The following is a 23,577-nucleotide window of genomic DNA, read 5'->3' on the forward strand; positions in this document are numbered from 1 at the left end:
CGACCGGGAAGGCGGCGGGAGGGGGCGGGCCCCTCGGCGCGTCTTCGCCGCTGGCTCGGGTGACCGGGAGCGTGCCCTTCACTCCCGGGTGAAAGATAGCATGTTATCGATAACACACCGCGCCGATCGAGCCTCCCGGGCTCACGTCCCGAGCGGCCGGGCCGCCCACTCGACGGCCACTTCGTGCAGGTCACCGGTGCGAAAGTGTGGGGGCTCGTGCAGCAGGAAGTCACGGTGGCTGATGTTCCAGGCGTACGCCCCGGCCATGGTGAAGGCCAGCACGTCGCCCACGCCGATCGGCCCCGCGGTGGCCGAGAAGGACAGCACGTCCTTCGGGGTGCAGAGTTGCCCGACCACGGTGACCGGCCCGCCGTCGGTGCGGGGGCCGCCGGCACCCGACCGTGGGTGCACGGTGAACGGCTGCGCGTGCCCCTTCGCCGCCGGAGTCCGTAGGTGGTGCGTCCCACCGGCCACCACCACGAACCACTCGCCGTAGGAACGCTTCACGTCGACGACCTCGGTGAGGTACGCCCCGCAGTAGGCGGTGACCGACCGGCCCGGCTCGATGCGCAGCCGCACGCCCGGGTGCCTGTCGAGGACGTCCGCCAGGGCCTGGCCGTAGCCCGCCCAGTCGAACCGCGCGTCCGGGTCGGTGTAGTCGACGGTCATGCCGCCGCCGACGTCGACCTCGGAGGCGTCGACCTCGGCCGCCGCCCAGTCGACCACGGCCGCGGCGACCGTCGCGGCGAGCGGTGCGTCCAGTCCGCTGGCCAAGTGGGCGTGGATTCCGCGTACGTCGATGCCGGCGGGCGGGCGGCGGGCGCACGCTACCGCGTCGGCCGGGTCCATCCCGAACGGGCTGGGTCCACCGCCCATGACCAGGCTCGCGCCCGGCGCGTCGACGGGCAGGTTCACCCGCAGCAGCACCTGGGCCGACCGGCCCGTCGCGGTGGCCAGCGCGCCGAGTCGCGCCAGCTCGGTGGGGGACTCGACGTGGATGCGGCGCACCCCGGCGGCGAGAGCGGCGGCGAGGTCCGTGTCGGTCTTGCCCGGTCCGGCGTACGCGGCGGGCGCCCGTCCGGGCAACACCTCCGCCAGCCTGCGCAGCTCGCCCCGGCTGGCCGCCTCGAACCCGTCGACGATCGGCGCGAGGGTACGCAGCACACCGGCATCCGGATTGGCCTTGACCGCGTAGAGCAGCTCGACCGGCCGGGGCAGCGCCGCCCGGATGGCGCGGGCCTGCCCGGCCAGCGCGTCGAGGTCGTGGACGTAGACCGGTCGGCTCATCGTGGCCCACCCATCGGGTTCGGCACCGGCACGAACGGCGCGGCCCGGTCGGCGTCACGCCGCCACCGGACCAGCAGGTTCGCCTTGGCCAGCAGCGGTTCCCCGGTCAGCAGCGCGCGCAGCTCCGCCGGCTCACCGAGGTCGGCGGCCACCGCCTCGACGACGGTGCGTACCTCCTGCCACAGCCGCCGTTCGATTCCCGGCCGCGCGTCGGCGAGGGCCCCGCTGATCCCCCCGAGGTGGTTGACGAACAGGCAGTAGACGATCCGGCGGTGGGCGGCCCGGGGACCGTAACGGACCGGCGCCGGGACACCGTCCGGCCAGGTGTCCCACCGGTCGGCGTCCAGCTTCACCCCCTCCAGGTCGCGCAGCAGCATGCGTACCGGATGGTGATCCCGGTCCAGCACGACGACGACGTTCTGCAGGTGCGCCTCGTGCACGACGCCGTGGCTGAGCCAGCTGCGCAGCACCGCCGGCACCAGCAGGCCGACGTACGCGCGCCACCAGGCCACCGGATCCGATGTCACCAGCGGCGTCGCGGCCAGAGCCGCCGCCAGCACCGGGGTGTCGCCGGGACGCAGGTGCGGACGCAGACCGCCGCGCAGGATCGTCCCGTACGCCTCGTCCGGGCCCGGGACGTCGACAGTGCGGTAGGCCGGCTCGGCGAGCAGCCCCACCCCGTCCGGCAGCGGCACCCGGGCCAGCAGGTCGGTCAGTGCCACCGCTCCGGTGAGCTCGTAGCGGGCGTTCTTGCGCAGACAGTTGGTGATCCGCACGTGCAGGCTGGTCTTCACGAACAGGTCGGCCTCGGGGGCGTAGAGGGTACGGACGCTCGCCGTGGGTCGTACCGGCACACCAGCCGCCCCCAGGTCACGCAGCCGTGGATGGGTGGGCGGGATCAGCGACAGCTGCCAGGGGTGCACCGGTAGGACGCGGTACCCGCGCGGGGGACGTGGCGGGTCGAGCGCTGCCACCAGCGGATCGAACGGCCCGGCGTCGGCGGTCAGGTCGTCCGGTACGGCCAGCCAGTGCAGCCGGAACGCGGTGCGCAGCTCCGGCGCGTACGCCCGCCAACTGTCTGGGTCGCCGCTGCGCGACTTCGGGGTGGGGTGGTGCGGGTGGCCGAACACCAGCGACTGCTCGGAGTCGACGTACGCGTCGATGGCAGGCTCACCGGTGGGGGTCGGATCCTCGGCCGGTCGGTCGGCCAGCAGCCGGGCCACGGTGTCGCGGCTGGCCCTGACCTGCTCGGCGAACTCGTCGTTGACCAGGCCGGTACGGGTGGTGAGTTCCGCCGTGACCAGGGCGGCCAACCCGTCCGCGTCCAGGTCTTCCCACCGCCCGCCGCCCGTGCCGCGTTGGACCGGGCCGCTGTAGCGGTGCGCGCCGAGCGGCGAGGTTCGCGCGACCGCACAGCGCACTGTGACGTCGAGGTGCCGCAGTGGCAGCCGTACTGCGCCGTCGACAACGGTCGGGGTGCCGTCCGGCGGGGTCAGCTCGCGCAGCAGGCAGCCGAAGAGGGCGTGGGCGGCGGCCAGGTCGGCGCGCTGACCGGTGTCGCTGGCCTTCCGGGAGCGCAGCTGGGCGCTCGTCATCGTGTCTCCCGGAGGTAGTTCGGGCCGGTACGCAGGTAGTACTTGTTGATGTCGGCGCAGCCGAGCCGCTGTTTGGGCAGCAGGGTGCCGGCGGTGAGCATCGCCTTGATGGGCAGCTTGGCGGCGTGCAGGACCCGCTCGGTGAAGGTCCGCGCCGCCGGTCCGTCGCCCCACCGGTCGCGGGCAGCGGCGAGGCGGGGCACCAGCGCCTCGGCGGGTGTCGGCACGGGCAGTCCTCGGGCGGCCAGGGCGACCACTGGCGCGGCGGCGGCCAGGTGCAGGGTGATGGTGATGAACACGTCGGCCAACTCGTGCGGGTCGCGCGCCCACATCCGGTCGTCGTGCAGGGCGAGCCCGTTCCCGCCGTCGTGTCGCCTGTCGAGCCGGGCGCCGTCGTTGTCCTTGTAGAGCAGGCCGACGGTGCCGTCCGGGTGCACCAGCAGGTGGATGTTCTGCGGGTGCGCCTCCAGCGCGATCCCTTGGCGCAGCCAGAGGAAGACGTGCCAGTCGAGCAGCAGGTCCAGGTAGGACTCCAGCAGCGCGATGGGCCGCTGCGGACTGATCCGTTCGAGGACCGTACCCGCCACCGGGTCGGCGGCGGCGAGGGCCGCGACCGGCACCACCTGGACGCCGCCCAGGTCACGCGGAAATCGGCGCAGCAGGAAACCGCGGCGCTCGTCGCCGTCGACGTGCCCCCAGGTGCTCTCGTCGGCGTGCCGGATCCGACCGGCGAAGCGGGGTTCGGCGGTGGCGATCCGGTCGAGCAGCCCGGCGACGGCCGCGCCGTCGGTGAGCGAGCCCGGTTGCAGCGTGCGTCGGTTACGCGCGCCGAGACTCGCCGTCGGCAGCGGCAGTTTGAGATGCAGGTACGGGTCGTGGTCGAGCGCCACCGTCCGCATGGAGAGGGTGGGTCGCACCGGGGTCACCGGCAGGTCGACCACCGGGAGCGCGTCGCGGGCCACCGTGATCGGATGCGCTGGCAGCAGCAGCTGATCCGGTCGCGGCGCCCTCGGCCACCACGCTGGCAACTCGCCCGCGAGTCGGACGTCGTCGGCCGGGGCGGCGTACCAGCGCAGCGCGAACCGTGGGGCGTGCTCCGGGGCGTACCGGAGCAGTTCGTCGTCGCGGAGACCGTGCCGGCAGCGGTCGGTGGGGTAGACGGGGTGGCCGTGGTGGGCGGCGAGCACGTCGTCCAGGAGCGCCGCCGGCAGGCCGGTCGGGGTGTGCGCGCGTTCGGCGGCCACCTCGGTGAGCACCCGTGCCCGGTTGCGGGCGGCGAGGCGTCGGGCCCTCAGGTCGGCGCGGCACTCGACGCCGAAGTCCCGCCAGCCGGCCTCGGCCTCGGCGTTGTCGTACGGGGCGAGCAGCGTCAACAGTCCGTCCAGCGTCTCCGTGCGCTGCGTTTCGCCGGCGTGGGTCACCAGCAGCACCATCGGCGCGGCGCTGCGCAGGGCCTGCTGAAACCCGTCCGGCCGGACCGGAATGCGCAGCAGGCCGTCGGGGTGCGGCACCTGCCACCAGCCGGGGCCGTCCGCTCGGCCGGCGCTGCGCAGACCGAGGTGATCCTCGCGCAGCAGGGCGTCGAGCACCCGGGCGAGGACCTCCCGCTCACAGTCGTCGCTCACTCGACGATGGTCCACTGGAGGTTGTCGCGGAGGGCGGTCAGCGACTGCCGGACGGTGGCCTCGTCGGGGCCGATTCCGTGCAGCACGGCGAGGTAGTCGCGGTTCGTGCCGGTGTGCTCGGCGGTGCGGCCCACCTCGCGCAGCGGACGGCAGCCCAGCCGGACGTCGCCGTCGACGGTGTCGAGGGGCCCCGGTGCGGCGACGAGACGGCCGGACCGGTCCGCGCAGACGTACTCGACCCGGGCGTGGCGGTCGACGGTGTCGGGCAGGCCGAGGGCGGCCAGCGGTTCGCCGAGGTGCAGCCGGATCACGTACTCGAACAACGGCACACCGAGCAGGTCGGCGAGGATCAGGTCCATCCGGTCGCCGATGAGGCGGTAGTTCACCTCGATGAGCCGGACCCGGCCGTCGGAGACGACGTACTCGGTGTGGCAGGCGCCGAAGCCGACCCCGAGGGCGTCGAGCCGCTCCCGTAACTGGGTGCGTGCCTGCTCCGCCGGGGGCGACCAGGCGAGGCTCTCCTCGGTGAAGGTCGGCGGCGGGCCGAGGCCGGTGCGCCATCCGCCGAGGGAGGCCAGCTCGGTGCCGTCACCGAGGGTCTCGAAGGTCCGCAGCTCACCGGCGAGGTACTCCTCGACCACCAGTGCCACGTCCGGCCGCCGGCCACGGATCTCGGCGACCCGGGCGACCAGCTCGGCGTGGTCGGTCACCAGGTAGGCGTCCTCACTGGCCACCCCCTCGCGGGGTTTGACCACCGCCGGGAACATCCCGGTTGGCACGTCCGGCGTGGCACCGGGGTCGACGGTGACGGTGCGTACCAGATCGAGGCCCGCAGCGGCGATCGCCCGGCGGGCCGCGGCCTTGTCCTTGCAGAGACGGGCGGCGTCCGGGTCCTTGCCGGGCAGGCCGAGCTTTCGGGCGGCGATCGCGGTGGCCTCCTGGAGATGGTCGCTGTTGGACAGTAGCGCCAGGGGCCGGGCGGGGGCCGCCGCCGCCACCACAGCGGCCGGGTCGCGGACGGCGCAGCGCGCCACCGGCACGTCGGCCGGCCATTCGGTGGGCCGGTCGGTCAGCACGGTCGCCGACAGCCCGAGCGACGCCGCCGCCGGGAGCAACCCGTCCAAGAGGGCGTCGGTGGGGTTGAGCGCGGTCAGGTACAGCTGCATACCGCCTCCGTCGACTACCACATGTCACTATTAGGGTAGCCTACCCTTATTGGACGGATTTGATGCGGTCTGCCCTATGTAGCAACCCGGCGGCCACCAGGCCACCGATCAACACCGCAGCCGCGCCCACCAACTGCCCCGTCTCCAGTGCCGAGGCGAAGGCGGCGGTCACCACCTCCCGCTCGGCTCCTCCACGGGCTGCGGCGAGGGCCGCGGGAAACGACCCGGCGCCGGCCAGGGCAGCCGGCAACAGCGCCGCGAACCGGGCGTTCAGCACGGCACCCAGCACCGCGATGCCGAGGCTGCTGCCCACCTCGGTCATGGTGCCGTCGACACCCGCGCCCGCGCCGGCCTTCGCCGTCGGGATCGCGCTCATCACCGCCTCGACGATGGCCGGGTTGGCCAGTGCGCAGCCGACACCCATGACGAGCAACCCGACCAGCAGCACCCCGTACCCGTCGGACGGAAAGACGGTGACCAGCGCGAGACCGGCCGCGAGCAGCGTCATGCCAACGGCGATGGCGACCGCGAGGCCGAGCCGACGGATCACACTCGCGACGACGCCACTGACGTTGAGCAGCACGATGGACAGCGCGAAGGGCGCCATCCGCAGACCGGCCTCCCAGGCGGGGTAACCCCTGACGAACTGGAGGTGCTGGGTGAGCAGGAACAGCGCGCCGGTTGCGCCGAACGTGATCAGCACGACGCCGCAGATCGCACCGACGAAGCGCCGGTCCCGGAAGAAGCGCATGTCCAGCATCGGGTACGCGATCCGTCGCTCCCACCCCACGAAGATCCCGAGCAGGAGTACGCCGACGACCGCCGCGCCGACCACCTCGGTCGACGCCCAACCGCGCTCCGGCCCGGAGATGATCGCCCAGACGACAGCGGTCAGACCGGCGGTGGAGAGCACCGCGCCCAGCACGTCGAGTCGGCCGCCGGCCGGCCCGCGGGACTCCGGGACCAGCGCGCGAGCGACGAGCAGGCAGACCAGCACGATCGGCACGTTCATCAGGAAGATCGCGCCCCACGGCAGATGCGCGAGGATCGTGCCGCCGATCGGTGGCCCGACGGCGAAGCCCAACGCGCTGGTGGCCGCCCAGATGCCGATCGCCCGGGACCGCTCGGCGGCGTCGAAGACCTGCATCGCCACCGCGAGCGTCGCGGTGACCAGCAGCGCCCCACCGACGCCCATTCCGGCCCGCGCGGCGATCAACTGCCCGCTGGTGCTGGCCAGACCGGCGGCGAGCGAGCCGACCCCGAACAGGACCAGCCCGGCGAGCAGCATCCGGCGTCGGCCGTACCGGTCGGCGGCGCTACCGGCGGTGAGCAGCAACCCGGACAGCACCAACGCGTACGCGTTGATCATCCATTGCACCTCGGCGGTGCTGGCGCCCAACTCGGTGGTGAGCACCGGCACCGCCACGGTCAGCACGGTGTTGTCCAACACCACGACCAGTTGCGCGACGCACAGCACGGCCAGGATGAGCCATCGCTGGGGAAGTCGTGCCGATGTCGCGGTGTCGGTGGCCGGCTGGACCGTGGTCACGCCACCGCCTTGACGCCGTCCACCGCCGGCTGCTCGGAGGGCTGCTCGGCCGCCGGGCCGACCGCGGGGCCGGGCCGGTGCGGGAATCGCCGCTGGTGGACGAGGCCGAGGGCGACGCCGGCGGCCACCAGCACGATGGCCGCGACCGCGACCGCCGGGTAGCCGACCCGGTCGGCCGCCGCGAGACCGATGGACGCCGCCACGAACGAGCAGACCAGGCCGAACGACGACAGCACAGTGAAGTCGGTGCCGCCGGTGTCGGGCCGGGAGTAGTCCATGTTCACCGTGTAGAGCACGACGTTGGCGATGGTGTAGGCCACCATGAAGCAGCAGAGCGCGGCGACCGTCCCGCCCAGCGGCGCGCGGCCGTTCATCAGCGGCAGCAGCAACAATGTCGACACCGTCAGCGTCACGCCGCCGATCACGAGCACACCACCGCGCCCGAACCGCCCGATCCCGAGCCCCGCCACCAGGCCCGCCACGATGGCCGGGACGCTGGTCACCACACCGGTGACGACGCCGATCCGACCCAACGACCACCCGGCGTCGACCAGCGCCGGGGTGACCAGGGCGTACGCCATGCCCGCCCCGACGTAGACCAGCGGCACCACGCCGAAGGTCCACCACCGGCAGCCCGGCTGGCCGAACACCGACAGCAACGCCCGGTAGGCAGCGCCGACCCGTTCCACCCGGTCGGTACGGGGAGGCTCCCGGAACCGCCACACCACCAGCAGGCCGACCGCCGTCATCGCGACCAGCAGGCCGATCGCCGGCGCCCAGCCGAACTGGTCGTAGACCAGGACGCAGGCGCCGCCGCCGAGCAGGTTGCCGAGGTAGCTCGCCGCTACCTGGATGCCGTTGCCGGTTCCCCGGGCCGAGTCGGCCAGCATCCGGACCGCCACGGCGTCCACGGCGATGTCCTGGGTGGCCGAGAAGAACACGTACGCGGCGCAGATCGCGACGATCGGGCCGAGCGCGTCGGCCGGACTGGCGAAGGGCAGCAACGCCAGCAGGGCGAGCACCAGAGCGGTCTGGAGTACGAGCAACCAGGAGCGGTAGTGGCCACGGTGCCGTGAGCCGTACCGGTCGAGGATCGGTGCCCAGAGGAACTTGACGGGCCAGATGAGACCGACGATCTGCAACAGCGCCAACGTGTCCAGCGAGGTGCCACCGTCGCGCAGGATGGCGGTGAGCCCGACGGTGATGAAGCCGACGCCGAGGTACTGGGTGACGTACAGCGCGGTCAGGGTGCCGAGCCGGCCCTTCATGCCGCTTTCCAGTAGCCGAGGGAGGTCAACCGGTCCTTGTCGACGCCCAACGTCTTGCGGAGGTGTCGGGTGATGCCCCGGGTGGTTGCCGCCTCGCAGGCCACCCAGTAGTGGCCCGCACCGCTGGTCGGCAGGGCCGCGCAGACCGTGTCGACGAGGTGCTGACCCTCGTCGCGCCGCGGCACCCAGGTGATGTCGTGGTGCGCCCGGGCCCGCAGCGCGAGTGCCTTCTCGCCCTCGTGGGCGTACTCCAGCCACACGGTCGCCGGGATGTCGGCACCGGCGTCGAGAAGGCTGTTCACCGCGGGCAGCGAGGCCGCGTCACCGACCAGATAGAGGTGCTCGGGCGCGGGGTCGGGCAGCTCGAAGGCACTGCCCTGCACTGTCGCGCTGATGGTGTCGCCGACGGTGGCCGTGGTGGCCCAGCGGGCGGCGCAGCCGTCGTGGATGGCGAATTCGAGGGTGAATCGGCCGGTGGCCGGGTCGGGGTCAACCAGCGTGTACGCGCGTTGGTGGGCGCGCCCGTCGTTGTCGAACCACAGCCGGATCCACATCGTGGGGTGCACCCCGCACGCCTCCAGCAGGCCGCCCCCGTCCAGGAGGAGTCGCTGGTAGTGCCCGTCGACTGACTCGGTGCCCAGGACGGTCAACTGAAAGTCCCGCCCTCCCATGGCCTTGAGGACCAGGGCCTCCCAGTTCCGTTTCACGCACCCCTCCAGGTAAGGTCATCCTTGGTTAGGGGAGGTTAACCTAAGTTGTGCCCCGGATGGAACAGAGGACAGCGCCCGATGACGTACCAGGAGAAGATCGCCGGTCTCGGCGAGCTGTCGTTGGTGACCGTCGACCCGGATCGGGACGCCGCACTCCTGCACGGCTGGGTGACCATGCCCCGCAACTCCTTCTGGGGCATGGGTTCGCACACCCTCGACGAGGTACGCGAGATCTACGCCTTTGTGGACAGTCTGCCAACGCACCACGCGTACCTGATCACGGTTGACGGGGAGCCGGTCGGCCTCTTCCAGAGCTATCAGCCCGAGGCGGACCCGGTCGGTGAGCGCTACCCCGTCCAGCCCGGCGACGTGGGGATGCACCTGCTGCTCAGCCCCGACCGACGCCTCGCCCGCAGCCTCACCAACGCGGCCGGCCCGGCCATCGCCCGCTTCCTGTTCCGCGACCCGGCCGCACAGCGCATCGTGGTGGAACCGGACGTCCGCAACCACCTCGCCCTGCGCCGACTGGAGATCGAGGGCTTCACCTTCGACTCCGAGATCGACATGCCGGACAAGCGGGCCCAACTCGCGTTCCTGACCCGCGCCCGGTTCGCGGAAAGGCACCCGACGCCGGCCTGACCACCGGCCGTCAGCCGTTGGCGTTCCAGAAGCCGACGAGGGTCGCGGTCCACCAGGCGAGCTGCGAGATCGTGGCGGCGGCGACACCGGGCAGCAGGGCGGACCAGGATGGGCGGCCCTGCACCGCCACGAGTCGATCCCGGACCCGGCCGAGGAACAACCCGTTGACGCCGACCACCAGCACCGCGAGCAACTTGACCCAGACCAGCCCGGACGACGTGTCCGGTCCGAGGGCGGCCCCACTGGCGAGCAGACCCACCAGACCCAGCCAGATGAGCAGGTGAGCGCCACGGGCGGCGGTCAGCACGGTGCCGAGCGGTTCCCGGCGCAGCAGCCAGCGAAGGCTGAACCAGTCCACCGTCAGCACCGCGCCGAAACCCACCACCAGACAGGTCAGGTGGCAGAAGAGGGCGACTATCCGCGCACCCGGAGAGAGGGTGACGTGCGGCGCGACCAGGATGGCGATCAGCCACCCGAAGCTGACCGTCAGGACCGAGGCGACGATGGTGGCCCGGCCGGCGGCGCGCCGGTGGCCGCCGCGCCAGCCGGCAACCGGCATCGGGGCGACCGCCTCGGGCAGGGACGCGCTGCGGGTCCGGTGCGTCGCGCGCCGCACCGGGCGGACGGCGTCCAACGAGACGGCACGGTGGGCGGGACGGGACGCCCGGGACTGTGGGTGGACGTCGAGGTGCAGGTCAGACGTCCGCATCGGCCGGACCTCCGGGCCGCATGCTCAGCCGCCCGGTGCGGCGGGCGCGCCGGGCCGGTTGTCCAGCGTGTTCAGCTCGGCGGCCCGCGCCTGTTGGATCCGGCCGGCGAGCGCCTTCAGCTCCGGGCTCCCCCCGGCGGTCTGCTCGCCCCGGCACAGCACCACGGTCTGCGCGAGGTGCGCCCGGATCAGACCGGCCGCCCGGGACGACACCTCCGTGTCGGATGCGGCACGTAGCTCGGCGAGGCTGGCCTGGGTGACCATGCCGGGCATCTGATGCCCCTCGTGGATGTTCAGCTCCGGCACGTTGCCCGCGGCCAGGAGCCTCCGCAGGTCGCGCAACTCCGCCTGATGAGCCTTCCGGACCTCGCCGAGGAGGGCCCGCAACGACGGGTCCGCCGGGCGGGTGTCGAGCTGGTCGATCAGCGCGAGCGCGCCCTCGTTCATCGGGATCAGCAGTTGGATGAAGGCGTCGTCGGTGCCGTTGAGCACCACCGGGGCGGTCGGTGCCGCAGCGGCCGACGACGCTGCCACCGTCGACGCCGTTGGTGCCGGGTTGGTGCGGCCCCAGCCCTGGCTGAGCCCGACGGCCACCGCCGTGGCGACCAGGGTCGCGACGACGCCGACCAGCCGCCCGGCCCGTACGCGAGAACCTCGGCGCTCCGTCATGCTCTGCTCGTCCATCCGTTCGTCGGTGCTCAACGGGCGGCTTGGAACGCGCGGCCGACCACTGTCGCCTCGGCGCCGTCGCTGAACAGTCCGGACCGGTCCTTGTCCGTGGCGGGCAGCCCGAACCAGGCGTAGCGCTGCAGATAGGGGAGTTGACCGAGCATGGCGGTGGCCGCGGTGAGGAAGGCCGCCTGCTGCTGCTGACTGGGGAACTGCGGACCGCCCCCGGCGAAGCGGATCAGCGCGAACTCGGTCAGCCAGATCGGCTTCCGGTACCGCTGGTAGACGGCCTGGAGATACTGCCGGAGTTGGGCCACCGCGGCGGCGGTCGTGAAGTCGGCGCCGAACCAGTGCAGCGTGATGAAGTCCACCCGGTGGCCGCGGGCCTGGGCGCCGGTCATGAACCTGTCCAGCCAACCCTGCGGGTCCGACCCACCCCAGGCGACCGCCGGGCTGCCCAGCTTGCTGCCCGTCGCCATCAGCTGCGGCCACAGGTCCAACGCCTGCTCGACGGTCATGTTCGCCTGCTCGGGCATGTCCGGCTCGTTGAAGGTGAGCAGGTACGGCCCGGCGGCCCTGGCCCGGGCCAGCTCCGCGGCGGTGACGTTCTCCGCGCTGCGGATCATCGGCACGAACGTCGCACCGCGCGGCGTGCTGATCCCCGGGTGCTGGGTGCCCCAGGTGTAGTACCAGCTGGCTTTGGAGTTCGCCAACGCCTGACTCGCCCCGGCGAAGTTCCACACCCCGACACCCTTGCGGGCGGAGCTGACCGCCGGCGCTACCGGAGCCTTCGACGAGGGGCGTGCGCTCGGCGAGGGCGCGGCGCTCGGGGTGGCGACGGCGGTGGGCGCGGCGGACGGCGGCGCCGCCCACGAGGGCGCGGAGGGGTCGTCCGGCTGGATCACCACCGCCATGGTGATGGCCAGGACGGCGGCGGCCACACCGGCGGCGAGGGACGGCACTAGGCCACGGGGCCGGTTCACCGCGAGGTCGACGACGCTCGGGCCGCCGCCCCCGTCCGTGGGCACCGCGCCGGGTGCCGTCGGTGCGGCGGCGGGTGCGGCGGTCGCGCCGGGCGGCGGGACCGCCTGCGCGGCGGCTGCCGGGGCGGCAGCGCTCGGCAGGTGGGCGCCGAGACCCGCCGGCAGCGGCAGCAACGGCATGCCGGCGAGCAGTCGATCGATCGGCAGGAGGGTGGTTCCCAGCCGTCCGCAGAACGCGCAGTCACGGACGTGTCGGGCCAGTCGCTTGCGCCACAGCGAGCTGGGCGTGCCGTCCCACTCGGCGGTCACGGCGCCCAGGTCCGGGCAGCCGGGGCGGGCGCGAAGCGCGCGTACGACGCCCCTGGCGCTCTGGATCTGCTCCTTCATCCGGTGGATCCGCACCGCGACGTGCCCGGGCGACAACCCGAGCGCGTCGGCGACCTCGTTCCGGTCGATCTCGCCGGTCTCCTCCAGCCACCACAGCGAGAGCAGTTCCTGGTCGTCCGGGTCGAGCCAGCGGGTCGCCTCGGCGACCTCGCGCCGTTGGTCGGTGAGGCCGAGCCGGAGGATGGTCATCCCCGCGAAGTCGGAGGCGGGGTCGGGCACGTTGTGGATGGCATCCAGCCCGGCATCCCGGTTGAGCGCGACACGACGGCGCGTCTCCCAGTCACGCACCTGGCGGATGGTGATCGCCACCAGCCAGGACCGGTATGCCGCCGGGTCGTTGAGCGCGGGCAGGTACCGGATCACCCGTACCAACGTCTCCTGGACGACGTCGTCGACGTCGGCGTGCCCGCGCAGCGCACGCCCGACGATGTTGTAGACCAGCGGGAGCGAGGCCGCGACGACGTCGTCGAGTGCGCGCTGGTCGCCCTGCCGGGCCGCGACGACCAACCCGACATCGGGCAGTGCTCGACCGGCTGACGACATGGGTCTCACTCCTTTGGTGCTCATCGGCGCGGCGCCCACGCTGGTTGTGCTGACCGCCCTCAAGATCGGAGACTCGTGGCAGCGGGTGGGATTACAGAATTCCCGGGCGGTCGGTCCGCCACAAGCGAGGCGGGTCCGTCGGCGGCGCATATGTGTCGGCCGCGGCGGGTATGGTGCGGGGTGTCGGTGTCGCCGGGCGCTCGCCCGCGCAACAGGACACCAGCATTCGGGCGCCAGCGTGTGCGCCGAAGCGTCACCAGGTCGCACGGCCGACGTTGCCGAGACCCCAGACGCACCCCTTTCGTAGAGACAGGATCCCCGCATGACATCGAACGACAACGGTCGACCCGCACTGTTCCTCGCCACGTCGCACGGTGACGTGCTGGACGGACCTGCGGCGACTGCGCCACCCGTTCGCGGTGGAGCCCGCCCAGCCGATCTCGGCTGCTGCCGACGGCCCCACCCAGCGCGGCTGAGCTGAAGCTCAACCCCTTCTCCGGACGGCCGAGACCTGCCTCGATTCATACTTTCGGCTAGTAAATAGTCGGACGTTCGGGTAGGGTCGCTCCATCACGTGAACGACATGACGCGGTGGCCAGGCCCGTGATCCTGGCCTTGCGACAGCGCGCTCCTGCCCGCAGGTGCGCCCCGGCGACAAGCCGGTTCGGAGATCCTTCCGGTCGATCCGATCGACGGGCGAACGCCGGAGGGACCACCCATGTCCACGATCGTCGAGAACTCGACACGCACCGCCGAGAACGCCACGAGCACCCGGGTCGGCCAGCGCAACAGCGACCAGAGCCCGGAGGACCTCCTCGCCGCCCTGGCGGCGACCTCGCCGCACGACCCCCGGCGCCCGGCGCTGCGGGAGCGCACCATCGAGGCGTGGCTGCCGCTCGCCCGGCACCTGGCCCGCCGCTACGGCGGACGCGGTGCCCCCGACGACGACCTGGCCCAGACCGCCTCGGTGGGGCTCATCAAGGCCGTCGACAACTTCGACCACGACCGGGGTGTCGACTTCAGCGGGTACGCCATCCCCACCATCATCGGCGAGATCAAGCGATACTTCCGGGATCGCACCTGGGCGGTGCGGGTGCCTCGCCGCCTGCAGGAGCTACGCCTGTCGATCAGCGCCGCCAACGGCGTCCTGACCCAGACCCTCGGCCGCCTGCCCACGGTGGCCGACATCGCCTCCTACCTCGACGTGTCCGAGGAGACCGTCCTGGAAGGGCTGGAGGGTGCGCGCGCCTACCGGGCCACGTCGCTGTCCACCCCGATCGGGAGCGACGGCAGCCGGGAACTCGGCGACACCCTCGGCGACGACGACCACGAGATCGACCTCGTCGAGATCCGCGTCGCCCTCGGCCCGGCTCTCGCGACGCTGCCGGAACGCGAGCGCCAGATCCTCAGCCTGCGCTTCCACGGCAATCTGACCCAGGCCCAGATCGCCGACCGGATCGGCGTGTCACAGATGCACGTGTCCCGGCTGATCACCCGCTCACTGGCCACGCTGCGTCACCAGCTCAGCGACGACATCACCGCCTGAGCCGTTTCACAGTTGGACGACGTGGCCCACCCGTGGCGGCGTACGACCGGCGAGGACGTCGAGCCACGCGTGCTGGAGGGCCGCCGGCCCGGCACCCACCCGAACGTCGAGCCACCGGCTCACGACGGCGGCGAAGCGTTGCCACGCCTCGGTGAACCGCTGGTCGAGCCCGTCGCGACCCCAGTCGTGGCTGCGCTTGCGCATCTGCACCGGCGCGAAGAACACCTCCTCGGCGGCGTCGGCGTTCGGCGTCTGGTTGGTGAGCCCGACCGCGATGTCCCGGACGAGCCGGTCGCCGAGACGTCGACGCAGGGCGGCGCGGGTCGAGGGCGCGCCGGACAGGTCGAGGTAGACGCTCGGGACCACGTCGAGGGAGTCGATGTCGTCGTACGACACGACCTCGTCGTAGCAGCCGAGCGACCGGGTGAACGCCAGGTTGCCCGGTGAGGTGAGACCGACCAGGCGCGGCCCGCGCCGGTGCAGCTCGAACGCGGCGGCGTACGCGGTCTTGCTCGACGCCGACGACACCAGCAGCGCCTCGGCACCGTAGAAGTCGTTGTCGACGACCTGGTCGGCCAGCATGAACGAGGTGAAGAACAGCGGCCGGAACAGGATCAGCAGGTCCTCCTGGTCGCGCTGGTACGCCGGGTCGCCGGTGGTCGACCGGTACGCGTTGTACGGCGACGGCAGATCGGCCCGGTGTGGGCTCGCCTCGCGGAACCCGGACGCGTCCACCCGGTCCGGCCGCACCACGAGGTGACCGGCGGGCGGGAGGTAGCCGTAGACCCGTTGCCCCACCTCGACACCGGCCACCGCCGAGGCGACCACCTCGGCGAAGCCCCAGAGCGGCGGCAGACCCCACTGCGGCCCCAGGCCCTGGGCCGCCAGAGGGAAGAACTGCCAGTACCGCATCGAGTCGCCGAGCACCGCGTAGGTCACGTTGTTCGCGGTGAGGCCGACGCGGTCCACGCGCAGCAGCGCCTCGCCGTCGGACAGGACGGGGGTGGAGCCATCGACGAGCGTGGTCTGCCCGAGGTCGTCACGCGCCACGGCGAAGGTCCATGAGTCAGCCATGAGGTGACGCTAGACAGCCCCGCAACCGGAGACAAGTGCACTGCGAGTGCAAAATCCCACTGGGCGCGAGGGGTCAGGGTCGGAGCGCGGCGAGGTCGCGGAGGTGCGCGAGCGGCAGGTGCGGTGGCCGCCACTCCACGAAGAGGGCCGTCGCATCGTCCTCGAGCTGATCGTCCTGGTAGCCGACGACCGCGCGGACCAGGCGACGCATCGTCTCCGGGCTGGGCAACCCGTCGTTCAGGGCGCGGTTGACGAAGTCGACGAGACGGTCCAGCCCGAACTGCTCCCCCTCCGCGTTACGGGCGTCGGTGATGCCGTCGGTGTAGGCGAGGATGCGGTCGCCCGGGTGCAGGTCCTCGACGTGCACCCGTGGTCGACGTGGTGACATGTGGCCCAGGCCGAGGGGCAACGCGGTCGGCCCCGGGAATTCTCGAACGGCCTTGCCGTCACGCAGCAACATCGCACCGGGATGCCCTGCGTTGATCATGCTGAGCCGGCCGGTCCGGCGGTCCACCTCGATCAGCAGCCCGGTCGCGAAGAAGTTCGGGTGCTCGGAGCGCACCCACCGGTCGATGCTGATCGCCGTGTCGACCAGGTCGAGGCCACACCGACGAGCATTGCGGTACGCGCTCACCACCAGCGAGGCCAGAGTGCTCGCCTTGATGCCGTGCCCGCAGGTGTCGAAGAGCCCGACGCTGAGCACGTCCTCGTTCAACGCGTAGTCGAAGATGTCGCCGCCGACGTCGTAGCACGGTTCGAGGATGGCGGTGACCACCAGGTCGTCGGTGGCGAAGGTCAGCGGCGGAAGCAGGCCCCACACGATCTCCGCAGCGACCTGCATCGGCATCCGCCGCCGCATCCGCTCGACCACGTCACCGTAGAGCCGGCGGTTGACCAGGATCTGGGCGACGTTGACCGCCACCTCCCAGGCTGGGGCGTCCATCGCCTGGTCGGCGGCAGCCGGGGAGACGACTTCCAGCACGCCCATCCGCTCACACCCGAGCAGCAGTGGCACCCACAGCCGATCCGGGTTGTCGGGCGCGCACTGGATGTCGAGGGTGGTGAAGGCCCGGCCGGCGAGCGTCGTCTCGATCGGCAGCTGGTCCCGGTCGGAACCCGCGCCGAGCAGCGGCACGAGGAGGGTCTGCGTGTAGTCGGCCAGATAGATCACGATCTCGCTGGCGCCGATCGCGGGCGCCGCACGGGCGACCAGTTGGGACACCTCGTCCGGGCCACCCCGCGGTGCGTTGAGCTGCAACCAACGCACCACCTCGCCGATGTCGGCCATGCTTCACCTCCCCCTGTTCTCCCCGGTTGCAGGAGCACGTAGTGCGAGCGTGAGGCTACCTCGCTCGCCGCGCACCCGGCGTCCACCGAGTCGCCTCCACGCCACCAGGGCGCGTCGTGGTCACAAGCCACTGGCGACCGGCCCGAGCAGCGCCACCCTCAGTGGGAGGGCGCGTCGACGAGATCAGCCGGGTTGAGGTCCAGGGTGGCGAGTAGCCCGGAGTGCTTGGCCGGGTCCATCTGCTCGGGCAGTTCGCGCTCGACCCAGGCGGCCCGGGCCAGCTGACCCCTGTCGCAAAGTGCGGCGACGATCCGGTCCCTGGCGATCCTCATCTGGTACTCCCCTGATTGAGCGTTCGAAACAATGTGCACGGACGGTGAACGAGTGCGTGCGTCGGGCAACCGAGCGCCGGACGCCGACGACGCGGCGACCGGCCGGTCGGGACGCGGTCCGCGATCGCCGACACGGCCGGTACGTCGAGGCGAGGCAGAAGATGAGCGGTAACGCCCTGGCGGGCTGGTGGCGACGGCGTCTGGCGGCCACCGGGTCCCCCGGGCGACATGTTCACCGTACGCCCTCGCGGCGGCCCGCCGCACCAGCGCCCTGGGCGGGCCGGAGGTCAGGGCTCCAGCACCACCTTGCCGGCCCGGCTGCGGTTCTCGGCGAACACCAGTGCCGCGGAAACCTCGCTGAGCGGGTAGCGAGCGGCGATCTGCGGCACGATCACGCCCTGCCGCAGCAGGTCGAGCACGATGCCGAGGTCGGTACGCAGGCGACGGCGGAACGCGGCGCGCCGGGTGAGCTGGCCGGCCCAGAAGTTGTAGAAGCCGGCGCGGTGGCCGTTGGGCAGCGCGTTCCAGGTGTAGAGACGGGCCAGCAGCTTCACGAAGACCCACGCGACCGACTGCCCGGTGCCGACGGCGGCGGCGTTGCCGTAGACGACCAGGGTGCCGCCGGGGGCGAGCAGGGCGTACGACGTGCGTACGCCCGGGCCGGCGACCGGGTCGAAGACGGCGTCGACCCCGCCCGGCGACAGTTCGCGGACCCGCGCGGCCATGTCCGGGTCGCGGTAGTCGAGCGGTTCGACGCCGAGTTCGCGCAGCCCGGCGTGGTGCCGTTCGGCGGCGGTGCCGATGACCCGCAGGCCGAGGTGTCGGCCGAGTTGGACGAGCACGCTCCCGACGCCGCCGTTCGCGCCGTGCACGAGGATGGTCTGTCCGGCCGCCAGGTCGGCGTCCCGCAGCATCTGCCAGGCGGTCACCCCGTTGACCACGACGGTCTCGGCCGCGGCGGGGTCCAGACCCGCGGGCACCGGGGCCAGGGCGTCGATGTCGACAATCGCGTGCGTGGCCCAGGCACCGGTCTTGGTGACCGCCGCCACCCGGGTGCCGACCAGCGCGTCGTCGCCGCCGGGGCCGACCGCCCGCACCGTGCCGACCAGGTCGTAGCCGGGCACGAACGGAAACTTCGGCTGGCCGGGGTAGAGCGCGTGGCGCATCTGCTGCTCGGCGAACGAGATGCCGGTGGCCTCTACCTGGACGAGCGCCTGCCCCCGGGCGGGGGCGGGCATCGCGCGTCGGTGCAGCAGGAGGCCGTCAGGCTCCACCACGCCGGGCAGTACCACTTCGGTGATCGTCGTGTCGGTGGTCGTCATCGGATTCTCCTTGTTTGTAAGTGTGCACTCACACACTTGTCTCGTCAAAAGACTGGGCCGCCGAGGCGGCCCAGCATCGGGTCGGTCAGGGGTGGCGGATACCGGCGGTCAGGGCGCGAGCCCAGGGCTCCGGGACCTCCTCCAGGCCGGCCGTCACGATCAGGTGGCACAACTGGCCGTACGCGAAGAACTGCTGCACCTGCGCGTCGCTGGCCCGGGCCCGACTCTGCACGAAGGTCGCGACCCGCCGGTAGCCGGCCCGCACCGCCTCGGCGACCTCCGGGATGTCCGTGACGGCCTGCGCCTGCACCTGGAAGAGCAGCAGGTCGCGATCGGCGATCAGCTCCGCGTAGGCACCACCCATGGCGTCGAGGATCTCCTCCGAGCTACCACCCACGGCGCGCTCCGCGCCCGCCTCGATGGCGTCGGCGATCCGGTCGAAACACGCCCCGGCCGCCGCCACGAACAAGCCGAGCTTCCCGGAGAAGAGTCGGAAGACGTACGCCTCGGAGATGCCGGCGGCGGCGGCCACGGCGGTGACCGGGGTGGCGTGGAAGCCAGCGCGCGCGAACACCGACACCGCGGTGTTCAGGACGGTGACCCGGCGGGCCTCGGCGGTGGATCGCATGTTCGTAAGTGTGCACTCACAAACAAGTGTCGTCAAGCCCGTCACTACGAACACATCCCTACCCAGGCGGCCCGCAGCGGCCATGACCGGCTCACTCCAGCGGATAGAGACGGGCCGGGTCGCCGGGTCGAAGGCTGTCCGGCACGTCGTCCGCACTGCTGGCGGCGATCGAGCCGAGCAGCGCCAACGAGCGGGCGGACTCCGTGCCGGGCTCGGCGTGGTAGATCACCAACAGTTGCCCGTCGGCGCCCGCCACGGCGAGCTTGTCGCAGTACAGGTCGAGGTCGCCCACCTCGGGGTGGTGCAGCCGGCTGACGATCCCCTCCCGCCGACGCACCTCGTGGCGCGCCCACAGTTGCCGGAAGCAGTCGCTCTTGAGGGACAACTCCCCCACCAGCGCCGTCAACCGTGGGTCGTCGGTGGCCCCTCCCGAGTCGGCACGCATCTGCCCCACCACGCTCTGCATCGCCTGCCGCCAGTCACGGAACAGCTCCCGCTCGGCCTCGTCCAGGAACACCGCGCGGAGTCGGTTGGCACCCGGGGCCAGATTCGGCGACAGCGCCCTCGCCATCGGGTTCGAGGCCAGGATGTCGAGGTAGCGATTCTGCACGAAGGCCGGCATGGAGAGCTGCCGCAGCAGGTGCAGGATGCTGGCCGGCACCCGCTCGGCGGCCGGTCGGGCCGCCCGCCGCGACCGCGCCCGGCTCAACCCGATCATGTACGCGGTCGCCTCCGGATCCAGCCGCAACACACCGGCGAGGGCATCGAGGACCTGCACCGAGGGGTGCCGCTCGCGACCCTGCTCCAGTCGGAGGTAGTAGTCGGCGCTGATGCCGGCCAGCATCGCCACCTCCTCGCGCCGCAGCCCCGGCACCCGGCGCAGGCCCACCCCCGGGCCGAGCCCGACGTCCTCGGGCCGGGTCTGCTCCCGGCGGGCGCGCAGGAAGTCGCCGAGCGGGTTCGTTGCGTCCATGCCACCGACGGTAGATCGCCGGGCGGCCCGGTGACTGGCTGTGTCACTACCAGGAACACCTCGCCCTGCCGCCCGGGTCACCCGCGGCGGAGAGTCGTTGAAGGGTCGGTTCCGCACGGCCCGGATGTCACAACGACTACTGAGACAAGAGGATGAGATGAGCGAGAACCTTCCCGGCGGTGCCCTCACCCCCGCTGACGGCCTCACCCTGAGCCGGATGGGCTACGGGGCGATGCAGTTGGCCGGCCCGGGTGTCTTCGGCCCGCCCCGCGACCGCGAGCAGGCGCTCGCCGTGCTCCGCGAGGCCGTCGACCTGGGCGTCCGACACATCGACACCAGCGACTTCTACGGGCCCGTCGTGGTCAACGAGTTGATCCGCGAGGCGCTCCACCCGTACCCCCAGGGTCTGCATCTGGTCACCAAGGTCGGCGCGCGCCGCGGCGCCGACCGCTCCTGGATCCCGGCCCTGGAGCCGGACGACCTCAAGGCCCAGGTACGGGAGAACCTCCAGCATCTCGGCCTGGACGTCCTCGACGTGGTCAACCTGCGGGTGGGCGTGGCGGAGGGCACCGGCGACGCGCCGCTCGGTGCGCAGTTCGCCGCCCTGGCGGAGCTGCGGCAGGAGGGCCTGATCCGGCACCTCGGGCTCAGCAACGTGACGCTCGACCAGCTCGACGAGGCCCAGGCCATCGCGCCGGTGGTCACCGTCCAGAACCACTACAACCTCGCCAACCGCCGGGATGACGCAGTGGTCGACAGGTGCGCGGCGGAGAACATCGCGTTCGCGGCGTTCTTCCCGCTCGGCGGGTTCACGCCGTTGCAGTCCGACACGCTCGACGGCGTGGCCGCCCGACTGGGCGCCTCACCCCAGCAGGTCGCCCTCGCCTGGCTGCTTCAGCGGTCTCCCACCACCGCGCTGATCCCCGGCACCTCCAGCCTGGCGCACCTGCGGGAGAACATGGCGGCGGTCGACCTGAAACTGCCGACCGACGCCATCGAGGAACTGGACGCGCTCGCCTCCTAGCGTTCATGCGGCTCAGTGGTGGTGCGGCCGGTTGCGGATCACTGTGAGCGCCAGCACCGCGGTGACGAGGAAGACGACGCCGGTGACCCGCAGCCCGGCCTGGACACCGGCGGTCAGTGCCTCCGCGATCGCCGCCCGGACCGGGTCGGGCAGGGGTTGGCTGCCGTTGGCGCCGGAGGCCACCGCCGCCCGCACGGCGGTACGGGTGGGTTCGTCGATCTGGTGCGCGGCGAGCCGGTCCGGCAGGTCGGCCACCATCGTGGTGGTGAGAAGCGTGCCGAGCAGGGACGAGCCGAGCACCGAGCCGACCTGGCGGGCGGCGTTCACCGCGCCGGAGGCCATCCCGGCCTGGGCGGGCGCGACGCTGGCCAAGGCCGCCGCCGTCGCCGGGGCCACCACCAGACCGCTGGCCGCGCCGAACAATGCGAACAGCGCCCAGCGGTCACCGAATGACGTGGTCGGCCCCTGGTTGGCCAGCGCGAAGCTGGCCACCGCACCGAGCACCAGGCCGAGGGTCAACGGCGCCTTGAATCCGGTACGGCGGATCGCGCGCCCGGCACCGAAGGCGACCAGCACGTACGCGCCGAAGAGCACCAGCATGCGCCAGCCGGTGTCCAGCGGGCTGAGTGCCTGGGCACGTTCGTGGAAGAGGACCAGCAGGATCGCCACGCCGGTGAAGCCGAACAGCGACACCGCGCCGACGACCATGACGGCGCTGAACGACGCGGACCGGAACAGCCGCACGTCGAGCATCGGCGCGCTGGTCCGCAGCTCGACCAGCACGAACGCGACAAGCGCGACGACCGCGACGACCCAGGCCGTCGACACCACCGGGTCGGTGTAGCCGACCTTGCCGCCCTGGATCAGCGCGTAGACGGCGGCCGCGATGGCGACGGTACCCAGCAGCAGGCCGGGCACGTCGAGTCGGGCGGCGCTCGGCCGGGACTCGGCCACCCCGACGATGGCGACGACGAGGGTGACCAGACCCAGCGCGATCGTCGACAGGTAGACGCTGTGCCACTGGTAGTGCCGCAGCAGGAAGCCGGCGATGAGTGGGCCGATCGCCAGGCCGATGCCGGACGCCGCCGACCAGGCGGTGATGACCTCGGTCCGTCGGTGCGGATCGGTGAACGTCGCACCGAGGATCGCCAGGCTGTTCGGCAGGATCAGCGCCCCACCGAGGCCGGCGACCAACTGCCCGCCGATCACCCACCCGACGGTCGGAGCCTCAGCCACGACGGCTGCGCCGACGATCATCGCGACGACCCCGGCACCGAACATGCGCTTACGCCCGTAGCGGCTGCCCAGGGTGGCCGCGGACAGCACGACGCTCGCCACCATCAGGGTGTAGGCGCTGGGGATCCAGACCAGAGTGGTGGGGTCGACCCGCAGGTCCCGCTGGATCGTGGTCAACGCGGAGACCGTCGCGGTGATCTGCAGGAACGTGATCATCGCGCCCAGGCACATGGCGATCAGGATCACCGGGCGGGAGCCGCGCAAGGACGAGCGGGCAGAGGCGGCTGAACCGGGTGGGCTCGCTCCGAGTGGGCTCGCTCCGGGTGGGGTCGGGGCCGTGGCGCTGGTGGTCACTGAAGATCCTTCAGGCTGGGGTCTGACTTGCGTATGCCGAAGTCAGCGCGCCCCAGTTAAGCACCTGGCTAGCCTTCATGCAAGTCAGGTAGGCTGGTGGGCATGGAGGACCTACGAGACGATCGCGATTCCTGGACGAGCGAGAACTGCTCGGTAGCCCGGGCGATGGACATCGTGGGCAGCAGGTCAACGGTCCTGATCATGCGCGAGGCCCTGCTCGGCACACGCCGCTTCGACGACTTCGTCCGCCGGGTCGGCGTCGGCGAGCCCGCCATGGCCGCCCGCCTCAAGGAAATGGTCGCCGCCGAACTGCTCGAACGAATCCCCTACCGGGAGCCCGGGCAGCGCACCCGCCACGAGTACCAACTCACCCGCAAGGGCCGCGACCTCCTGCCCGTCATCACCGCACTGCGCAACTGGGGCGACACCTGGGCCGCCACCGACACCGGCCCGTCCGTCGTCGCCACCCACCACGACTGCGGCGAACCGATCCGCGCGGTGCTCCGCTGCGCCGCCGGCCACGAGATCGCCGACGGCGACATCGACATCATCGCCGGCCCAGGCCTAGTCCGCCGCGACTAGGTTCTGTCTCGCGGATCATGAATCTCGCTCGTTAGGCCTGTGTGGCACGAGGCGATCTGACGAACCATGAGTGGGCTGTGCTGGCGCC

At 72.1% G+C, this 23,577-nt stretch carries 21 protein-coding genes; 4 read left to right on the forward strand and 17 right to left on the reverse strand.

The annotated features are described in order from the left end of the window. Positions 1–141 precede the first annotated feature (141 nt). The 7 genes from ACIBEF_RS23485 to ACIBEF_RS23515 are packed head-to-tail and all read right to left on the reverse strand — an operon-like array spanning position 142 to position 9,197. Positions 142–1,287 (reverse strand): alanine racemase, encoded by a 1,146-nt coding sequence (locus ACIBEF_RS23485; RefSeq protein ID WP_396795302.1) that lies wholly within the window; start codon positions 1,285–1,287, stop codon positions 142–144. Further along, complete coding sequence (locus tag ACIBEF_RS23490) at positions 1,284–2,882, reverse strand: IucA/IucC family protein (RefSeq protein ID WP_396795303.1); 1,599 nt, start codon at positions 2,880–2,882, stop codon at positions 1,284–1,286. The genes ACIBEF_RS23485 and ACIBEF_RS23490 overlap by 4 nt, the downstream gene beginning before the upstream one ends. Continuing rightward, positions 2,879–4,507, reverse strand: a complete 1,629-nt coding sequence (locus ACIBEF_RS23495; protein WP_396795304.1) for an IucA/IucC family protein — start codon at positions 4,505–4,507, stop codon at positions 2,879–2,881. Before ACIBEF_RS23495 ends, ACIBEF_RS23490 begins: the two co-directional genes overlap by 4 nt. Further along, positions 4,504–5,673, reverse strand: coding sequence for an acetyl-CoA carboxylase biotin carboxylase subunit family protein (locus tag ACIBEF_RS23500; RefSeq protein WP_396795305.1), 1,170 nt, complete (start codon positions 5,671–5,673; stop codon positions 4,504–4,506). The genes ACIBEF_RS23495 and ACIBEF_RS23500 overlap by 4 nt, the downstream gene beginning before the upstream one ends. Positions 5,674–5,719: 46 nt before the next feature. After that, positions 5,720–7,222: an MFS transporter gene (locus ACIBEF_RS23505; RefSeq protein ID WP_396795306.1), complete on the reverse strand. Its 1,503-nt coding sequence runs from the start codon at positions 7,220–7,222 to the stop codon at positions 5,720–5,722. Continuing rightward, the gene (locus tag ACIBEF_RS23510) at positions 7,219–8,490 is read right to left on the reverse strand and encodes an MFS transporter (protein WP_396795307.1); all 1,272 of its coding nucleotides are present in this window, start codon (positions 8,488–8,490) and stop codon (positions 7,219–7,221) included. The genes ACIBEF_RS23505 and ACIBEF_RS23510 overlap by 4 nt, the downstream gene beginning before the upstream one ends. Then, a complete protein-coding gene (locus tag ACIBEF_RS23515; RefSeq protein ID WP_393217664.1) occupies positions 8,487–9,197 on the reverse strand; it encodes a siderophore-interacting protein in 711 nt (236 codons plus the stop codon). The genes ACIBEF_RS23510 and ACIBEF_RS23515 overlap by 4 nt, the downstream gene beginning before the upstream one ends. An 81-nt stretch (positions 9,198–9,278) precedes the next feature. Here ACIBEF_RS23515 and ACIBEF_RS23520 point away from each other — a divergent pair, with 81 nt between their 5' ends. Continuing rightward, positions 9,279–9,839, forward strand: coding sequence for a GNAT family N-acetyltransferase (locus ACIBEF_RS23520; RefSeq protein WP_396795308.1), 561 nt, complete (start codon positions 9,279–9,281; stop codon positions 9,837–9,839). A gap of 10 nt (positions 9,840–9,849) precedes the next feature. On the opposite strand, the gene ACIBEF_RS23525 is transcribed toward ACIBEF_RS23520, so the two are convergent. From ACIBEF_RS23525 to ACIBEF_RS23535, 3 genes are read right to left on the reverse strand one after another with little or no spacing between them, the layout of a single operon-like run. Further along, complete coding sequence (locus ACIBEF_RS23525; RefSeq protein ID WP_396795309.1) at positions 9,850–10,548, reverse strand: hypothetical protein; 699 nt, start codon at positions 10,546–10,548, stop codon at positions 9,850–9,852. 24 nt (positions 10,549–10,572) lie between these two features. Further along, positions 10,573–11,232 carry a DUF305 domain-containing protein gene (locus ACIBEF_RS23530; RefSeq protein ID WP_396795310.1) on the reverse strand — a complete coding sequence of 220 codons (660 nt, stop codon included), beginning with the start codon at positions 11,230–11,232 and terminating at the stop codon, positions 10,573–10,575. Between the two features lie 14 nt (positions 11,233–11,246). Next, complete coding sequence (locus ACIBEF_RS23535) at positions 11,247–13,130, reverse strand: sigma-70 family RNA polymerase sigma factor (protein WP_396795311.1); 1,884 nt, start codon at positions 13,128–13,130, stop codon at positions 11,247–11,249. A 718-nt stretch (positions 13,131–13,848) separates the two neighbouring features. Here ACIBEF_RS23535 and ACIBEF_RS23540 point away from each other — a divergent pair. Further along, positions 13,849–14,676: an RNA polymerase sigma factor SigF gene (locus ACIBEF_RS23540; protein ID WP_396795312.1), complete on the forward strand. Its 828-nt coding sequence runs from the start codon at positions 13,849–13,851 to the stop codon at positions 14,674–14,676. Positions 14,677–14,682: 6 nt separating this feature from the next. On the opposite strand, the gene ACIBEF_RS23545 is transcribed toward ACIBEF_RS23540, so the two are convergent. The 6 genes from ACIBEF_RS23545 to ACIBEF_RS23570 form a co-directional block, all read right to left on the reverse strand. Next, positions 14,683–15,750: a DUF2855 family protein gene (locus ACIBEF_RS23545; RefSeq protein WP_396795313.1), complete on the reverse strand. Its 1,068-nt coding sequence runs from the start codon at positions 15,748–15,750 to the stop codon at positions 14,683–14,685. Between the two features lie 73 nt (positions 15,751–15,823). Further along, the gene (locus tag ACIBEF_RS23550) at positions 15,824–17,038 is read right to left on the reverse strand and encodes a PP2C family protein-serine/threonine phosphatase (RefSeq protein ID WP_396795314.1); all 1,215 of its coding nucleotides are present in this window, start codon (positions 17,036–17,038) and stop codon (positions 15,824–15,826) included. A gap of 158 nt (positions 17,039–17,196) precedes the next feature. Beyond that, the gene (locus ACIBEF_RS23555) at positions 17,197–17,370 is read right to left on the reverse strand and encodes a hypothetical protein (protein WP_396795315.1); all 174 of its coding nucleotides are present in this window, start codon (positions 17,368–17,370) and stop codon (positions 17,197–17,199) included. Between the two features lie 287 nt (positions 17,371–17,657). Further along, positions 17,658–18,692 (reverse strand): medium chain dehydrogenase/reductase family protein, encoded by a 1,035-nt coding sequence (locus ACIBEF_RS23560; protein ID WP_396795316.1) that lies wholly within the window; start codon positions 18,690–18,692, stop codon positions 17,658–17,660. 85 nt (positions 18,693–18,777) lie between these two features. Then, on the reverse strand, positions 18,778–19,320 hold the full coding sequence (locus tag ACIBEF_RS23565; protein ID WP_396795317.1) for a TetR/AcrR family transcriptional regulator: 543 nt from the start codon (positions 19,318–19,320) through the stop codon (positions 18,778–18,780). 91 nt (positions 19,321–19,411) lie between these two features. After that, positions 19,412–20,293, reverse strand: a complete 882-nt coding sequence (locus ACIBEF_RS23570; RefSeq protein ID WP_396795318.1) for a helix-turn-helix domain-containing protein — start codon at positions 20,291–20,293, stop codon at positions 19,412–19,414. Positions 20,294–20,450: 157 nt separating this feature from the next. Here ACIBEF_RS23570 and ACIBEF_RS23575 point away from each other — a divergent pair, with 157 nt between their 5' ends. Continuing rightward, positions 20,451–21,317 carry an oxidoreductase gene (locus tag ACIBEF_RS23575; RefSeq protein ID WP_396795319.1) on the forward strand — a complete coding sequence of 289 codons (867 nt, stop codon included), beginning with the start codon at positions 20,451–20,453 and terminating at the stop codon, positions 21,315–21,317. A gap of 12 nt (positions 21,318–21,329) precedes the next feature. Here the strand turns inward: ACIBEF_RS23575 and ACIBEF_RS23580 are convergent, their stop codons facing one another. Further along, entirely contained in the window at positions 21,330–22,907 is a 1,578-nt protein-coding gene (locus tag ACIBEF_RS23580) for an MFS transporter (protein WP_396795320.1), read from the reverse strand. Positions 22,908–23,009: 102 nt separating this feature from the next. Here ACIBEF_RS23580 and ACIBEF_RS23585 point away from each other — a divergent pair, with 102 nt between their 5' ends. Further along, positions 23,010–23,489 (forward strand): helix-turn-helix domain-containing protein, encoded by a 480-nt coding sequence (locus ACIBEF_RS23585; RefSeq protein WP_357221928.1) that lies wholly within the window; start codon positions 23,010–23,012, stop codon positions 23,487–23,489. Positions 23,490–23,577 lie beyond the last annotated feature (88 nt).

Source organism: Micromonospora sp. NPDC050795 (assembly GCF_044456785.1).
Taxonomy (GTDB): Bacteria; Actinomycetota; Actinomycetes; order Mycobacteriales; family Micromonosporaceae; genus Micromonospora.

Coding starts and splice junctions, on each gene's coding strand:
- ACIBEF_RS23485 (WP_396795302.1), bottom strand. CDS start 1,287: ATGAGCCGACCGGTCTACGTCCACGACCTCGACGCGCTGGCCGGGCAG.
- ACIBEF_RS23490 (WP_396795303.1), bottom strand. CDS start 2,882: ATGACGAGCGCCCAGCTGCGCTCCCGGAAGGCCAGCGACACCGGTCAG.
- ACIBEF_RS23500 (WP_396795305.1), bottom strand. CDS start 5,673: ATGCAGCTGTACCTGACCGCGCTCAACCCCACCGACGCCCTCTTGGAC.
- ACIBEF_RS23510 (WP_396795307.1), bottom strand. CDS start 8,490: ATGAAGGGCCGGCTCGGCACCCTGACCGCGCTGTACGTCACCCAGTAC.
- ACIBEF_RS23520 (WP_396795308.1), top strand. CDS start 9,279: ATGACGTACCAGGAGAAGATCGCCGGTCTCGGCGAGCTGTCGTTGGTG.
- ACIBEF_RS23525 (WP_396795309.1), bottom strand. CDS start 10,548: ATGCGGACGTCTGACCTGCACCTCGACGTCCACCCACAGTCCCGGGCG.
- ACIBEF_RS23530 (WP_396795310.1), bottom strand. CDS start 11,232: ATGGACGAGCAGAGCATGACGGAGCGCCGAGGTTCTCGCGTACGGGCC.
- ACIBEF_RS23535 (WP_396795311.1), bottom strand. CDS start 13,130: ATGTCGTCAGCCGGTCGAGCACTGCCCGATGTCGGGTTGGTCGTCGCG.
- ACIBEF_RS23540 (WP_396795312.1), top strand. CDS start 13,849: ATGTCCACGATCGTCGAGAACTCGACACGCACCGCCGAGAACGCCACG.
- ACIBEF_RS23545 (WP_396795313.1), bottom strand. CDS start 15,750: ATGGCTGACTCATGGACCTTCGCCGTGGCGCGTGACGACCTCGGGCAG.
- ACIBEF_RS23550 (WP_396795314.1), bottom strand. CDS start 17,038: ATGGCCGACATCGGCGAGGTGGTGCGTTGGTTGCAGCTCAACGCACCG.
- ACIBEF_RS23555 (WP_396795315.1), bottom strand. CDS start 17,370: ATGAGGATCGCCAGGGACCGGATCGTCGCCGCACTTTGCGACAGGGGT.
- ACIBEF_RS23560 (WP_396795316.1), bottom strand. CDS start 18,692: ATGACGACCACCGACACGACGATCACCGAAGTGGTACTGCCCGGCGTG.
- ACIBEF_RS23565 (WP_396795317.1), bottom strand. CDS start 19,320: ATGCGATCCACCGCCGAGGCCCGCCGGGTCACCGTCCTGAACACCGCG.
- ACIBEF_RS23570 (WP_396795318.1), bottom strand. CDS start 20,293: ATGGACGCAACGAACCCGCTCGGCGACTTCCTGCGCGCCCGCCGGGAG.
- ACIBEF_RS23575 (WP_396795319.1), top strand. CDS start 20,451: ATGAGCGAGAACCTTCCCGGCGGTGCCCTCACCCCCGCTGACGGCCTC.
- ACIBEF_RS23585 (WP_357221928.1), top strand. CDS start 23,010: ATGGAGGACCTACGAGACGATCGCGATTCCTGGACGAGCGAGAACTGC.